Origin of the sequence: Marinomonas fungiae (genome assembly GCF_001418205.1) — a bacterium.
In the GTDB taxonomy this organism is placed as follows: Bacteria; Pseudomonadota; Gammaproteobacteria; order Pseudomonadales; family Marinomonadaceae; genus Marinomonas; species Marinomonas fungiae.
Genome location: NZ_LIQF01000006.1, coordinates 64,888 through 78,918, shown reverse-complemented (window position 1 = coordinate 78,918; position 14,031 = coordinate 64,888). Strand labels below are relative to the sequence as shown.

Sequence of the window (14,031 nt, the reverse complement as noted above, 5' to 3'; positions counted from 1 at the left end):
TGTTTGTGATCATGTTTTATTTTGCTATTTTGCGCTGAAATATGCCGTTTTGATCTATTGTTCAAGTTTTAAAATGATTCGCTATGTATTATTGTTTGCATAGTTCTTGCAAGGATGAAGGAAGATATGAGGGAAGGATTGACCATATTGGTGATGAAGGGCGCAAGAGTGGTTGAGTCTTTATTAGAGAAGTATCTAGGTGTGACGAAATCCAACGAACAGTATCGCCACCTTAGCTTAGTGTTGATCTCCATACTGACTTGCACAGGGGTTGCAGCTTTTTTCGCCTTTTATAATTTGGTGATAGATTACTACCCACCACTTTTTTATGTGGATGCCGTCGGTACGTTAATGGGACTGCTCTCACTGTCCGCTTTACTGCTTTTTCGACGTGTTCTTTTGGCATCTTTTATATTGATGTTAATGGTCACCGGGGTCTGTTTGATGGTGATTATGGATCGGAATAATCTAGATTACTCGTTAGCTTGGGCGCTTGTGACACCGGTTGTTAGTGTCTTTCTGATGGGGTTTCTGTATGGCGCCTTGTACAGCGGTTTGTATCTCGCCTTTGTCGCTTGGTTTGCTGGAAGTAACCTTGGAGTATGGCAGCCAGCGTCTTGGGATATGGACTCTTTCTCCAATCTCGTTGTGATCTATTTGCTGTTGTTTATTCTGTCATGCTACTACGAATTTAGTCGTCGAGCGTCCCATAAACTTTTACAAGATTCCAATGAGAAACTGAGAATACAGGCTTTCACAGATGCCCTGACAGGTCTTTATAACCGTCGCTATATGGAGGATTTGCTCCTAAATTCTGATCAAGACTTTTTTATTGCGATGGCAGATATTGATAACTTTAAAAAAGTGAATGACGAATTAGGCCACGATGTTGGTGATGAGGTGCTGATTAGTCTAAGCAAGGTTATGCGCAGTTCGCTTGGCTCCAATGGCATTGTCGGACGTTGGGGAGGAGAAGAGTTTATGATAGTGGTGCATGGGGAGAGTGAAGAAAATTTTACAGGTCAACTTAGCAGCTTGTTAGAAAATATTTCCGGTCATTCATTTGGGATAGGGCGTCCTGTTACTATAAGTCTGGGAGCAGTCCGGCACAGTGCAAAAGGGCATCGAGCTGCTTTACGTTCAGTAGACGAAGCCTTGTATTCAGCAAAAATGTCCGGCAAAAACTGCTATAAGCTCGTTAATTCCATATCGGACTAACGGTGCATGGGAGTTATCGGCGTTATTTAAAATTCTTTTAAGAATGAAACATACACCTTTGTCGTATCTGTGGTCCTTTGATATCACGCGCTGAAGGTGTGAATCTATTCTAGTTTCTTTAAATCCATCATTTACCTCCTTACCGATCGCTCACTTTTCTCCTCAATCCGACATTACCTCTTCATGTAAACTTCAGTTTTAGCGGGGATAATTCATGCTGGCAGTCTCTGTCTTATAGGCAGGACGCATAGATAATGACAGGGGAGTAGAGGATGTATTTATTACTGGTCGAGGACGATTTAGGTCTTGGTAATGTGTTGTTAAAAATTCTAAGTCGAACTTACCGAGTGGATTGGGTACGCAATCTAGCGTCCGCTAAACGTCATTTTCAAGCTGCACATTACGACTTAATTCTGTTGGATTTGGGCTTGCCAGATGGCGATGGCATTGATTGGCTGTTGCAATTACGCCAAGACAATGCGGAGCAACCGGTGTTGATTTTGTCGGCTCGGGATGGCTTGGATGATCGTGTTCAGGGGCTGGATACGGGGGCGGATGATTATTTGGTGAAGCCGTTTGAGCCCGAAGAGCTGCAAGCTAGAATCCGCGTATTGCTGCGCCGTCATAATGGCCGAACACAGGACATGCAGAGCTTTGGTGCGTTGCGTTACGACCAAAAACTCGATCAGTTTACCTTATACGATGAGGCGTTGAGTTTACCACAAAAAGAAGCCCAGTTATTACTCATGCTGCTACAGGCGGGTGGTAATAAAGTCCATCGTGAGCGGTTGTTACAGCGTATTTATGGATTGGGCAATGAGTCAGAATCCAATACCTTGGATGTCCATATCTACGCGCTACGCAAACTGGTCGGTAAAGAGCGTATCGAAACCGTGCGTGGCTTTGGTTATCGCTTGGTCGAGCTGTGATAAAAGAAGGGCTATAACATGACAACTGTACGTTTGAGCATCAAATCCATTGCTTGGGTGTTGGGCATCTCCATGATCGTGTCCAGTCTAATGGGCGTGTTTGTCACCTATTTGGCGGCGGATGAAGAGTTCAACGAAGTGTTAGAAGACGACCTAAAGCAGAATGCTGAGTTGCTCAATGCCATGATTGTTGCCACGCAGGCCACACCTCAAGAATTACAGGCCTTCCTTGAAGAACACATTCGTAAAGACGATGAAGATACCATTTGGGTGACGGTGTATCACCCCGAGTCTGGCTGGCAGGTGAGTAACTTTGATCATCAACGGCCATTAGAAGAGCGCGGCTCAGATTCCCTTGAGGGAGAGTTTAAAGGCTATGGCTGGCATGGTTATCAATACGATGAAGACGGCCTAGTGGTGCAGATGTTTCGTCGAGACGATTTAACGAACGATATCATTGGCGATATTGCCGAAGAGATCACGGCTCCGACATTACTAGGCTCGGCGATCAGCTTATTGTTATTGGTGCTGTTGGTGCGGCTTATTGCCAAACCTTTAACGGCCTTATCAAAGGAGCTGCAACAGCGTCGAGGAGACGATCTGTCACCGTTGGCTTCGACAAGCCATAACCGAGAGATTCAAACCTTAACAGATAACCTTAATCGCCTGATGGCGGAAGTGGATCAAGTCTTAACCCGTGAGCGTCAGTTTGCCAACGATGTGGCCCATGAGTTGCGCACACCGTTAACCACGATCAAGTTGGAATTGTCGTGCCCTGATCCTGACATTCAAGCGATCACGTCTGAAACAGAGCGTGTGAATCGCATTGTGGAGCAGCTGCTGACCTTGGCGCGCCTGGATCAGCATCATTGGCTGCAGCGTTTTGACAAGGTGTTATTGGAGGCGCGGCTAAACAGTATTGCGGATAAGTTCCAACGCCGCTTTGATGCGCAAAATATTCAGCTGTCGATACAAACAGAAGCTGTGAATGTGAAGGGCGATGGCACCTTATTGCAAGTGCTGATTGAGAATCTCTTAAATAATATCTTACGTCACAGTGAGACGGCGGACCGGGTAAATATTGAGCTGACGCCGCAACAGTTAGTCATAGAAGACAATGGCGTAGGCGTATCGCCTGAATTGCTCAATAACCTGCATCGCTCGACCAATCGCTTAGACAGTAAAGGCGAGGGACTAGGACTGGGGGTGACGATTTGCCAGCGGATTGCAGCCATTCATGGGGCAACTTTGCGCTTCGAAGCGGCGCAACCGGGGCTTCGAGTCATACTTTCATTCTCCTAAACACCACTGACCTCGCTAGGACTTCAGGTTAACTTCATGTTGTGACTGTATGATTCATCCTAACAGTCACGCACAAGGAGAAAGACGATGAAAAAACCACTAATGATTTCAGCTCTGGTGATCGCGAGCAGCTTAACCATGGCGCAAGCGGCTTCGAACCCTATGACAGTATCCGCGGCGATGAATGCGTCAGATAACACTCAGGCCGTACTGCAGGGAACCTTAGGCCAATCACTAGGTAATGAGAAATATGAATTCAACGATGCCAGTGGTTCCATGACCATCGAGATTGATCAAGACATTACCCGTCACTTAACGCTAAGCAATGGACAAGCATTGACCTTGTACGGTGAAATTGACCGTGAGCATCATGGTAATGAATTTGAGGTCGATTACCTGACGCTGAATTAATCCTACGCGTTATTCTGACTTTCAAAGCCGCTTTATCGAAGCGGCTTTTTTCACTGAAGGTCAGTCACTCTACCGCAAGCTTTTAAAAAGTAATGGCGGTAGAGTTGATAAAAACGGCTGATATGCTGCGGTTTCTCGCCGGTGTATTGATGTAAAAAGTAGAAATGCCAATCTCTGCCGCGAAGCTCTGGCAGTACTCTTTGGATAGCGCCGCTTTCTACATGAGTTTGAGCGATAAACTCTGGTAGCAGAGCGATGCCCATGTCTAAAAGCGTTGCTTCAAGAGCGGTGATTAAGCTGTTCACTTTAACGCTATGGCGTAGAGAAATGAGCTGCTTATTTTCCAATCGATTATCAAACACTTCTATTTTTGGCCTATGCCATGCGGTGCTAATAAACTGATGCTTGATGAGATCATCAAGCGTTTTGGGAGTACCAAATTGAGCAAGATAGCGAGACGAGGCGCAGAATACTTCCGAAACAGTGCTCACGGGTAATGCTCGATATTCGCAATCTTTGATGTCTCCGCCGAAGACCGCAGCATCGAGATTATGTTCGATAAGATCTTGCCATTTTTCCGTAACAACAATTTCAGGTATCAGACTAGGGAATTCTATACACAATTGTCGGATGGCAGGCATCACCACTTCTTTTTCCGAAAATGGCGGGACAGACACTTTAAATGGCCCACTAGGCTGAGCCTTCACTTGGCTCAGTTCCTTAAATGCCATATTAAGTTGCTCATCTAATATTCGCTGCGGGCAAGCAAAGTCTCGCCCGCCGCGGTCAAAACAACGCCTCGTGTACTGCGTATTAGCAGCTGTTGTCCTAGATCTTGTTCAAGCCGCTTTATCTGCTGACTAATGGCCGATTTACTCAGACCAAGCTTTTTAGCCGCGGCCGTATAGGAACGTTTTGTCGCGACCTCAGCAAAAACAAGCAGAAGCGGAGCAAGTTTTATGTTGTTCATATAGATAAACAGACTGTTAATTTCTAGGTTATTGTTCAATTTAAAGCACGATAATAAGCTACGTCTATTCATTCATCCACACAAGGAAAATACTATGGCTAGCTTTGTTATTGTCGATGCAACCGTGATTAATCCCGAAAAATTAGCAGAATACAGCGCGCAGGCGATGGCGACATTAGAGCTGTTTGGCGGCCGTTTTATTGCCAAGGGCGAAGCGGAAATTTTGCATGGTGAAGCCGCGCACATAAAAAAATCTATTATTGAGTTTCCAGATAAAGAGAGCGCTAGAAATTGGTATAACAGTGAAGCCTATCAACGTCTTGCACCATTACGTGAGCAAGGTATTCAAAGTACTTTTCAGCTTTTATAACGCCTAGTTCGAGATAAAGAACACAGTTAAACCACAAAACCGCAGCCAAACGATTAATACGATGGAGCCAAGACAGAGAAATGATTGTAAAAGCAGTGACATTGCCAACACATAGTGCACTACTTGAGCGCGTTCAGCCTCATGACTTCATCGATTGTTATCGTGTTGCTTCAAACTTAGCACCACGCCAAGCGGCTGATATCATTACCGATTTTCCAGCGTGGGCACGTTTTTTAATTGCGCTTCGAAATGGTCTTACGAAGCCATTTGGTCTTTCGAGTGAAGGGCCTATGGTGGAGGATAAAGTAGGCTTTTTCCCTGTTGAGTCAGACAATGAAAATGAGCTGATCGCTGGGTTCGATGATAAGCATTTAGATTTCAGGGTGACGGTCATGTCTCACCAAGGCTGTGTTTATCTCGCGACTTGGGTTCACACCAATAATCTTGCTGGAAAGCTATATCTAAACGCGATTTTGCCGTTCCATAAGCTAATAGCTCGTGATGCATTAGCCCGTGTTCGACTTGTTGGCTGAGTTCTAGCGCTGGCGAGAATACGCTTAAATCGCTGGGCTAGTCTGGTGCCTTTGCTAGAGTGACGTAATGTAAGCTATTGGAGATCAACTGGCCGGTGAGGCGTTAACCGCATTTTCGGCCAGTTACGATGGGTTGGAACTTACTTATTTAAGGTTGCGCCAGATCTGAGTGAAACACAGTATCAATCAGTCGTCGTCATTGGCGCTTTGAATACGACCAAGGCGTTCTTGTTCCTCTTCAAAGGCTTCTTGAATTTCGACCAAAACAGACTCTACATCTGCCGCTTCGGTTGGTTCATCAAAATGACCTGTTAATACCGTCGTAGGTTTTAGCTTGCCAGACTCATAAATAGCCCAAATCTCTTTGGCATATTTTGTGGTTAAAAGTTCTGGTGCAAATTGGCCGTAATAATCGCGCATATTGTTGATATCTCGCTCTAACATCCATTCCGCATGGTTGTTAGCTACGGCATCAACTGCCTGGGGTAAATCAATAATGACCGGGCCATGCTGGTCTACTAAGACGTTAAATTCGGATAAATCCCCATGAACTAACCCAGCACACAGCATGCGTACTACGTCGCGAATGATTTGTGTGTGATGCTCTAGTGCTTCTTCTCGGGAAAGTTTCACATCGTTTAGACGCGGTGCGACATCGCCGTCCTCGTCTGTGATCAATTCCATTAGCAGCACCCCATCAAAGCAACCATAGGGCTTGGGCACACGGACACCCGCTTGGGCCAATTTGTAGAGTGCATCGACCTCCGCGTTATGCCAGAGTGCTTCTTGTTCTTCACGGCCGTATTTCGAGCCTTTTTCCATCGCCCGAGCTTGACGACTATTACGTACTTTGCGGCCTTCGCGATATTGCACCGCTTGTTTGAAACTGCGTTTATCGGCGTCCTTATACACTTTGGCACAACAAATGTCAGACCCACAGCGGACCATATAGACAGTTGCTTCTTTGCCACTCATAAGTTGGCTGATCACTTCATCGATTAACCCGTCTTCAACAAGCGGTTGTATCCTCTTAGGGGTTTTCATGAGATTCCTTTGGTTTGAGGGGATAGGCGGGGGAGAGTGGAAACTAAAATAGCGGGATTCCTTGCAATAGTAATAAACGATTCATAACGCAAGAGTATCGGACGCCTAGATTGGATATACAAGAGTAAGACAAGAAAACTCTGTTGAAAGAGTGCTTTACTCAATCGGTTACGTCCCCCTGACTTTCTACACGTTGCTAATGTTTGCCAAAAGGGGGATGGCCGAGAGCCTATAAAAAAGAATGGAAGCTCCCCACTAAGGTAAGCTTCCATCTAAATCAGATAAGCGTTACTTGGAGTTCAAGCATACTTTTCGGATATCGCATGGCCCTTTTGGCACGAAAAAATGAATGAGTAGATACACTCCACTGATGCCAATAGCGCTTAGCCAGATATAGCTACCCGTTGGGGAAATCATCGCGAAGAAACCGCAGGCGATCATCAATATACGGCCAAACAAAGAGACTTTTCGTTTGGCAAAGCCTGTTACACCAATGGCCCAAATAGCGGTTGAGAATATAAGTCCAAGTCCTGCAATGGCGATATTGGTATAGCTGCCAACGAATAGTAGAGCATCATCAGAAATAAACGCGAATGGAATTAAAAACGCCACAGCACAGATTTTGAAGGCTTCAAAACTGGTTTTCATTGAGTCAGTACCAGCAATACCGGCCGCCGCAAACGAGGCGAGAGAAACGGGCGGAGTGACCATGGACAGTACACAGAAATACATTACAAAAAAGTGTGACTGTAGCTCGCTGATGCCTAATTCTTTCAGTGCTGGTACATATAAGACCGCGCCGATGATATAAGCGGCCACAGTGGGGAGTCCCATGCCCATGATGATGCAGCCAAGCACGATCAATATTAAAGAAAATACAGACGACCCAGCGCCAACACTGATTAACCCCGACGCGAATTTCAGTGCTAGGTTAGACTGAATGGCAACGGACACGACGATACCGATGGCGATGATTGGCGCGGCAATCTTAGCGGCTTGAACCCCTGACTCAAGCACCATGAGAGGAATGTTCTTTAGATCGTAACGAGTGCTTTTATTAAAAAAAGGAGCCACAAAGCAGGTCACCGTAGACCAAAATACCGCAATCTGAGCGGAGAATCCCATGACCAATCCGCATACCAACACGACTGGCGGCAGCAACATATGTAAGCTGGGCAGAATAGGGTTGATATTTTTGATGTCCTCATCTTTTAGGGTGCCAGAATTTGTTTTCTTGGCATCAAGGCCCGCGAAAACAAATAAAGAAAGATAGAATGCAAGCGCTGGGAAAATACCTGCTAGGGCAATGTTCGAATAAGAGGTTGCCAGCATTTCAGCCATGACAAAGGCTGCAATGCCCATAATTGGGGGCATCAGTTGTCCGCCAGTAGAGGCAATGGCTTCATAAGCCGCCGCTCTTTCTGGTTGAATGCCTGTACGCTTCATCAAAGGGATAGTGAAAACACCTGTCGAGGTGACGTTGGCGACTGCACTCCCAGAAATAGTCCCCATTAGGCTGGAACCAACAATCGCCACTTTGGCACCACCACCGGTGGATTTACCGACCAATTTCACGGCTAAATCAATGAATAATTGGCCGCCACCCACGGAGCTGTAGACCACGCCAAAGACAATAAAGTAGAAAATGAAATTGGTTGAGGTTGCGGTGGTTACGCCCAGTATGCCACTGGTGGTCATACCCAAGATTTCGGACCACTCATACCAGCTGATCTGACTGAATCCCATTTGACCGTTCAGTTGATAGCCGAAAATGCCATAGACCAAAAAAGCCCCAATCACGAGCAATAAAACGTAGCCAACTGTTCGGCGCACGGCTTCCAACAGCAAAACAATCAATATTGAGCAAACAATGACGTCATAGATTTCAATCGGTGAAACGTTCTCGATACGATTCGATAATCTATCTGCTTCTAAGAAGTAATAAACACCGACAATCGCTACCATTGAGAATAACAAAAGTGAAAACAAAGCGTTGAGTTTAGGGGATGTCTGTTTTTTTGAGAAAGGTGTAGCGAAGCAGATGATGGCTAAGCTGATAACCAAATGCGTAGCGCGCTCAACCAATGGCAGCTCGGGATTAAATAGAATCCAGTACTGGAAAACCACTAAAGCTAGTGATAACCAAGCACAAGGATTCAGACAGAATCTGTACAGATTATTCTTCATAGTATTACACCAAATATTTATATTTATTGTTTGGTAATAAGGACGTTTGCTTAAAGTATCCTCATGGCAATAAGCCTATTTCCTTGTAATAACGAATGGCACCAGGATGAAGTGGAATACCATTTTTTTCAGGCAAGGCCGCATCTTCTAATTTGAAGGCTTTCCAAGCTTTAAAGTCTTCACTGAGTCGATCCATATTTTCTACGACTAATTTGGTGATTTTGTAAGCTTTGTCGTCACTCAAATTAGCGTTAGCGATTAAATGAGTTCCGAAATCTCCGCCAATATTCTCACCTGTTTGCGAGTCGAACCATTTGCCATAGGTGCCTTTTGTTAGACCTATTGAAGTAAATGCGGCAATGGCTTTTTCTGACATGTCTAAGAACTCGACATCCCCAGTCAAACTAATTTCAGTGATGGTTGGATGACCTCTTAAAACTGTATCAAAATACAGGTCGACACGTTTATCACGCATCAGTCCCGACATCTGAGAAGAATCCACTTGAATAATGCTACCGCCTTGAGACTCCAGTTTCTTTTTGTCCAAGTCATAAAGAGCAAGAATCGTTTCAACGACGGGCGGGATGTTGGAGCCAGCGGGCTTCATCATGATGTTGATCGGTTTTCCTGAGCTTAAGATGTCATCCAAAGTATGGAAGCCATTTTCGGCCATAAAATCTTTGCGGACAATGGCGCCGATATACACCGGGTTTAAGCCGCCCACAAGTGAGCGTATGTTGGTGGCTTTGCGGCCGTTATACAGCAACATGCCTTCAACAGCCCATTGTGAAGTTGCCACATTAGAAATGGCTAGCTGAGCTTTGCCTGCATCCACCACCATAGGGTTCGCGACACCGCCCCCTCGAGCGAGAATCTCAATATCTAAATCAGAGTCGCTTTCTTCGACCATCTTTTGGATGGCGGCAGCACCGACATACCACCCAGAGCCGACTGGCATTGAGCCTAAACGCAATTTCTCGGCCGAGGCCGAGACTGAGAGGCTGCTTAATACCATTGCAGACAGGAATAGAGAAAACTTGTTACTTATTTTTATCATTGGGTTCTCCTATTCTTCTAGGGTAGATAAACCACCCTAGAAGCTTTATAAGTTTTTTAAAATTTTAGCTATATGAGTACGCCTGTCATTAAATGATGCCCGCTGCTTGCAAGGCTTGTTTAATCTCAACGTCCGCACCTTCAGCCAACGGCAACAAAGGAGAACGTACCGTTGCATGTTCAAGAATGCCACGAGCGACTAGGGCGTGTTTCAACGCAACCGTGCCTTCCATATGCGAACCACGGTGATAAACGTTTTTAGTAACGGGCAAAAGCTTATCATGAATTGCTCGAGCTCTTGGATAGTCCTGAGCTTTACCTGCCTTGATAAGTTCGACTAACAGTTCAGGGGCAACGTTACCGTAACCAACTAGCAATCCATCCACATCAAACATGGTGTGAAGTAAGTATTCGTCGTGACAGCTTAAGATTTGTAAGTCAGGGCGTTCAGCGCGGATGACAGGGATTTCTGTATCCCAGCGTTTCATGTTACGTACACCGTTTTTCATAGCGAACACACCTGGTTGAGCCGCAATATCCAGCTGCGTTTCTAGGTCGTAAGTACATTTTGTCACATCAGGGTATTGGAATAGGATCAAAGGAAGTCCGCTTTCTTCGTAGCAGGTGCGGTATTTATCTTGTGGCGCACCTTTTTGGTAACCAAAACGAAGCCAACCATGTGATGGGTACATTAAGCCTGCTTTTGCGCCGGCTTCAATGGCATTACGACATTCCGCTGCAGCCACCTCAGTACCTTCGCGAGTAATACCGGCGATGATTGGAATGTCATCGTTTACCGATTCAACAAACGCTTCGATGACTTTCATCTGCTCTTTCTCAGATAGGAAAGTACCTTCACCAGCGTGGCCTAGAACAGTCAGACTTTTCACACCGTCAATACTTTTGAGCCATGCTCCTAAGCGTTGAATGGCGTTGTAATCTACTGAACCATCGCGATTAAATGGGGTAACGGGTGCTGGGTTAAGGCCGCGAAGATCTATATCAATTTTGCTCATTCTGAATACCTATCATTATTTTGGATTTATTTTTTTGGGGTTGTTCAAAGAACACACAGAAAGAGTAGGACTTGTTTTGATATGTTAATACTGTAAATATAGTATTTCTGATATGCATTTATTGTATGGGTGGCGATGTGAATTATCTAACATGGAAAACATTTATAGATGTCTGCGAATTGGGCAGTCTAAGTAAAGTTGCAGCGATGTGGGGAACCAGCCAACCTCAAATCAGCCGTCAAATTAAGGCCATCGAGGAAGAATTTAACTGCCAACTCTTTGTTCGCACAGGAAGGGGAGTAGAGTTAACTGATATGGGGCGTCGCTTAGAGCCTGAAATTCGGCGCTGGCTACAGCATACAGAGCAACTTGAGAACAATATTCGAAACAGTAGCGGCCTTCCTATTGGTAAGGTGAAATTGGCGGTTTTGCCTTCTACTGCAGCCCCGTGGTTAAGCGAAGTGTATCGGTTATCAAAGGAGCGCTATCCTGATATCCAATTGGAAGTTAGGGAAGCGCAAGGCAATCAGTTAGAAAGCTGGTTAGAGGAGGGGCGTGTCGATTTAGCCTTACTTTTTAGACATTCAGAGGACAATAGAAGCGGCGACCTGTACTTAAGAGACACCGCGACCTTTCTTGTCGGCCCGCCAAACAGCCCGATTACCGCTCATCCCACGATTGAGTTCAGTCAATTAGATGGACTGCCATTAACCATGTTCTGTCGCCCAAGCAGTTGGCGTGACCGGCTTGACGTGTTAGCACGGCGTTATGATGTGACATTAAACGTAGTGTTAGAGGCCGACTCGCTGTCGTTACAAACACACGCCGTGAAATCGAATGATTGCTATGCCATGCTAGGGGCGTACGCCAGCGAAGCGGCTAAGAAATCCCTAGGATTGTCTATGTCCCGTATTATCGCGCCAGGTATAAAACGCTATTTAGCCTTGGCGATGTCCCCCCATGGCCAAATGACGCTGGCGATTAAGAAGATTCGAGAGCTGGTGAAAGAGGTTGCAGACAAATGTCCTCCGGGCTTTGAGTAAGCCATTCTCCATATGCTTAAGAAGAGTCCTGCTGTTAGACGGATATTGAGAAATGTCTGACTTAGAATGTCTGAGACTGATTTCAGTCGTTATTTTGTGCGCAATGATTTTTTATCTTGTCAAAAAACCATTGCTCAAATTCTACCTCTGGTAGTGGCTTGGAAAAGAAGTAACCCTGAAATATCTGGTATCCCATGCGCCGTAACATTTCCAGTTGATCGATATTTTCAACACCTTCCGCAACAACAGAGAGCCCAAGGTTTTGCCCAATGGACAGTGTCGAAACACTGATTTCTGTATAAATTTTACCGGGTAGATTTAACACAAAAGATCGATCCAGTTTGATTTGAGAGACAGGAATTTTGGCGATTCGGCTGAAGTTTGAGTGACCTATTCCAAAATCATCCAGTGATATTTTTATGCCAGTGCTATGAAGGTTATTGATGCCATCAATCACCAAACTGCAGCATGTTATTTTATTACTCTCTGTGACCTCTATGGTGATCCTATCTGGCGAAATATTATTTTGCTTTAGGATATTTAGAATTCTCTCGTGTGTTTTTATGTCATTGAAGCTCATAGGGGAGAAATTAACAGAGGTGATAGGGACTTCTATGCCCTTAGACTCCCACTTTGTTAATTGTTGGCATACGTGATCAAATATCCAGAGATCTAACTCTGCGATAAAATGGTACTTTTCAGCGAGCGGAATAAAGACATCTGGACTGATTAAAGTGCCTTCATCTTTGTGCCATCTTGTTAATGCTTCCACGCCATATAAACCATTGTTGCTAATGTTGATCTGTGGTTGATAATGAACGGAAAGCTTCCCACTATAAACATCGTGCACTAATTCTTGGATCAGTGTATCGGATGATAGCGATCCGTTTTTTTGAGATGTTGGGATTTGATCAATGAGCTTAACGTTTAAATATTGCTCATTTGAAACTTCTAGTGGCTCTACCCATAATTTTAAATGGGTCGAATTATGATTTTTGTCAGTAAATATAAGGTCGATATCTTCACCAACTTTTTTATGGAACTCGCTAAAGTAAAAATAGCGCTGTTCTGACTCTAGCCATAAACAATTGGAAGGGGGCAAGTAGCGTTTAAGAAAGGGGGAGTAGGTTGCATTCAGTAGTTCGTTACAAAAAACCACAGAATGATTACTATCTAATACAATAAAGCATCTTTTCGTTTCTTGTAACGATTTCCAATCAGTCTCACAATCGCTATCAGTAGTATTCACCAAACTATCCATCAAAATGCTTTACTGCATGCAGAAATATTCACGGTAAGCTGATCTCTGCCTTAGCTAAACGACAAAGATTATCAATATCGCCAATATTGCCTTACGGGCAATAAATGTCAAGCGTTTTGCCCTACTGATTTTGCCTTGATGGCAAAAAATATCGAGTAATTTGCCTTATTGGTTTTGCCGAGAAGGCAAAAAAATACGGATAATCCTGATATGAATATTGGCTACGTTATTAAGGTTTTACGTAAACAGCGTAAAATGACACAAGAGCAGATTGCTCTAGAGGCGGAGATTGCTACCAGCAATGTTTCGCGCATTGAAAAGGGATTACGGCAGCCTTCGCAAAAGGTATTGCTGAAAATCGCTAAGGCACTAGACACCACGCCTTCTACTCTCTATGCCGCGTGTGAACAGCCAATTGCAAGCATCCCTAGTTTTCTAGAGGATCAAACGGCAATGCTATGCCATGAAAGTATGAACCATGTTCATTTGAGCTTTGATGCAAATGATCTGTTGACGCTATTTCATGAGCTATCACCTAGAAATAAAGCTTTACTGCTTGAACAGCTAAAAACACTCCACCGTTGGCAAATGTCGACGGACTTTGGAGCAGAAAGCCACCCTGAAAATCATCACTGCAAAATAAATATTCGTTAACGGGCGATTTGCGGACATTGTAGCCTCTGGAGGATCT

15 protein-coding genes are annotated in these 14,031 nt (G+C 44.7%); 8 read left to right on the top strand and 7 right to left on the bottom strand.

Features of this window, described 5'->3' with window-relative positions; translation table 11 throughout:
* Window positions 1-126 precede the first annotated feature (126 nt).
* The 4 genes from ASC49_RS10535 (at window position 127) to ASC49_RS10520 (ending at window position 3,860) form a co-directional block, all read left to right on the top strand.
* Window positions 127-1,218, top strand: coding sequence for a GGDEF domain-containing protein (locus ASC49_RS10535; RefSeq protein WP_055463204.1), 1,092 nt, complete (start codon window positions 127-129; stop codon window positions 1,216-1,218).
* A 272-nt stretch (window positions 1,219-1,490) separates the two neighbouring features.
* Window positions 1,491-2,147 (top strand): response regulator, encoded by a 657-nt coding sequence (locus ASC49_RS10530; RefSeq protein ID WP_055463203.1) that lies wholly within the window; start codon window positions 1,491-1,493, stop codon window positions 2,145-2,147.
* Between the two features lie 18 nt (window positions 2,148-2,165).
* Window positions 2,166-3,449, top strand: coding sequence for an ATP-binding protein (locus tag ASC49_RS10525; RefSeq protein ID WP_055463202.1), 1,284 nt, complete (start codon window positions 2,166-2,168; stop codon window positions 3,447-3,449).
* An 87-nt stretch (window positions 3,450-3,536) separates the two neighbouring features.
* Window positions 3,537-3,860, top strand: a complete 324-nt coding sequence (locus tag ASC49_RS10520; protein ID WP_055463201.1) for a NirD/YgiW/YdeI family stress tolerance protein — start codon at window positions 3,537-3,539, stop codon at window positions 3,858-3,860.
* Between the two features lie 50 nt (window positions 3,861-3,910).
* Here ASC49_RS10520 and ASC49_RS10515 read toward each other — a convergent pair whose 3' ends face one another.
* Together ASC49_RS10515 and ASC49_RS20025 are read right to left on the bottom strand one after the other, a co-directional pair.
* Window positions 3,911-4,591 (bottom strand): LysR substrate-binding domain-containing protein, encoded by a 681-nt coding sequence (locus tag ASC49_RS10515; protein ID WP_245624690.1) that lies wholly within the window; start codon window positions 4,589-4,591, stop codon window positions 3,911-3,913.
* 14 nt (window positions 4,592-4,605) lie between these two features.
* The gene (locus tag ASC49_RS20025; protein WP_245624689.1) at window positions 4,606-4,830 is read right to left on the bottom strand and encodes a LysR family transcriptional regulator; all 225 of its coding nucleotides are present in this window, start codon (window positions 4,828-4,830) and stop codon (window positions 4,606-4,608) included.
* A 94-nt stretch (window positions 4,831-4,924) separates the two neighbouring features.
* Between ASC49_RS20025 and ASC49_RS10510 the strand changes: the two genes are divergently transcribed.
* Window positions 4,925-5,200, top strand: a complete 276-nt coding sequence (locus ASC49_RS10510) for a DUF1330 domain-containing protein (RefSeq protein ID WP_055463200.1) — start codon at window positions 4,925-4,927, stop codon at window positions 5,198-5,200.
* A gap of 80 nt (window positions 5,201-5,280) precedes the next feature.
* A complete protein-coding gene (locus tag ASC49_RS10505) occupies window positions 5,281-5,733 on the top strand; it encodes a DUF2867 domain-containing protein (RefSeq protein ID WP_055463199.1) in 453 nt (150 codons plus the stop codon).
* Window positions 5,734-5,919: 186 nt separating this feature from the next.
* Here ASC49_RS10505 and ASC49_RS10500 read toward each other — a convergent pair whose 3' ends face one another.
* From ASC49_RS10500 to ASC49_RS10485, 4 genes are all read right to left on the bottom strand, one after another.
* Window positions 5,920-6,777 carry a PA4780 family RIO1-like protein kinase gene (locus ASC49_RS10500; RefSeq protein WP_055463198.1) on the bottom strand — a complete coding sequence of 286 codons (858 nt, stop codon included), beginning with the start codon at window positions 6,775-6,777 and terminating at the stop codon, window positions 5,920-5,922.
* Between the two features lie 288 nt (window positions 6,778-7,065).
* Entirely contained in the window at window positions 7,066-8,964 is a 1,899-nt protein-coding gene (locus tag ASC49_RS10495) for a TRAP transporter permease (RefSeq protein WP_055463197.1), read from the bottom strand.
* A 61-nt stretch (window positions 8,965-9,025) separates the two neighbouring features.
* On the bottom strand, window positions 9,026-10,021 hold the full coding sequence (locus ASC49_RS10490) for a TAXI family TRAP transporter solute-binding subunit (protein WP_072242088.1): 996 nt from the start codon (window positions 10,019-10,021) through the stop codon (window positions 9,026-9,028).
* An 88-nt stretch (window positions 10,022-10,109) separates the two neighbouring features.
* The gene (locus ASC49_RS10485) at window positions 10,110-11,036 is read right to left on the bottom strand and encodes a dihydrodipicolinate synthase family protein (RefSeq protein ID WP_211262050.1); all 927 of its coding nucleotides are present in this window, start codon (window positions 11,034-11,036) and stop codon (window positions 10,110-10,112) included.
* Between the two features lie 137 nt (window positions 11,037-11,173).
* On the opposite strand from ASC49_RS10485, the gene ASC49_RS10480 reads away from it, so the two are divergent.
* Entirely contained in the window at window positions 11,174-12,079 is a 906-nt protein-coding gene (locus ASC49_RS10480; RefSeq protein WP_055463367.1) for a LysR family transcriptional regulator, read from the top strand.
* An 82-nt stretch (window positions 12,080-12,161) separates the two neighbouring features.
* On the opposite strand, the gene ASC49_RS10475 is transcribed toward ASC49_RS10480, so the two are convergent.
* Window positions 12,162-13,328 carry an EAL domain-containing protein gene (locus ASC49_RS10475; RefSeq protein WP_162265211.1) on the bottom strand — a complete coding sequence of 389 codons (1,167 nt, stop codon included), beginning with the start codon at window positions 13,326-13,328 and terminating at the stop codon, window positions 12,162-12,164.
* A gap of 222 nt (window positions 13,329-13,550) precedes the next feature.
* On the opposite strand from ASC49_RS10475, the gene ASC49_RS10470 reads away from it, so the two are divergent.
* Window positions 13,551-13,994 carry a helix-turn-helix domain-containing protein gene (locus tag ASC49_RS10470; RefSeq protein ID WP_072242087.1) on the top strand — a complete coding sequence of 148 codons (444 nt, stop codon included), beginning with the start codon at window positions 13,551-13,553 and terminating at the stop codon, window positions 13,992-13,994.
* The last annotated feature ends 37 nt before the right edge of the window (window positions 13,995-14,031 follow it).

Coding starts and splice junctions, on each gene's coding strand:
- ASC49_RS10535 (WP_055463204.1), top strand. CDS start 127: ATGAGGGAAGGATTGACCATATTGGTGATGAAGGGCGCAAGAGTGGTT.
- ASC49_RS10530 (WP_055463203.1), top strand. CDS start 1,491: ATGTATTTATTACTGGTCGAGGACGATTTAGGTCTTGGTAATGTGTTG.
- ASC49_RS10525 (WP_055463202.1), top strand. CDS start 2,166: ATGACAACTGTACGTTTGAGCATCAAATCCATTGCTTGGGTGTTGGGC.
- ASC49_RS10520 (WP_055463201.1), top strand. CDS start 3,537: ATGAAAAAACCACTAATGATTTCAGCTCTGGTGATCGCGAGCAGCTTA.
- ASC49_RS10515 (WP_245624690.1), bottom strand. CDS start 4,591: ATGGCATTTAAGGAACTGAGCCAAGTGAAGGCTCAGCCTAGTGGGCCA.
- ASC49_RS20025 (WP_245624689.1), bottom strand. CDS start 4,830: ATGAACAACATAAAACTTGCTCCGCTTCTGCTTGTTTTTGCTGAGGTC.
- ASC49_RS10510 (WP_055463200.1), top strand. CDS start 4,925: ATGGCTAGCTTTGTTATTGTCGATGCAACCGTGATTAATCCCGAAAAA.
- ASC49_RS10505 (WP_055463199.1), top strand. CDS start 5,281: ATGATTGTAAAAGCAGTGACATTGCCAACACATAGTGCACTACTTGAG.
- ASC49_RS10500 (WP_055463198.1), bottom strand. CDS start 6,777: ATGAAAACCCCTAAGAGGATACAACCGCTTGTTGAAGACGGGTTAATC.
- ASC49_RS10495 (WP_055463197.1), bottom strand. CDS start 8,964: ATGAAGAATAATCTGTACAGATTCTGTCTGAATCCTTGTGCTTGGTTA.
- ASC49_RS10490 (WP_072242088.1), bottom strand. CDS start 10,021: ATGATAAAAATAAGTAACAAGTTTTCTCTATTCCTGTCTGCAATGGTA.
- ASC49_RS10485 (WP_211262050.1), bottom strand. CDS start 11,036: ATGAGCAAAATTGATATAGATCTTCGCGGCCTTAACCCAGCACCCGTT.
- ASC49_RS10470 (WP_072242087.1), top strand. CDS start 13,551: ATGAATATTGGCTACGTTATTAAGGTTTTACGTAAACAGCGTAAAATG.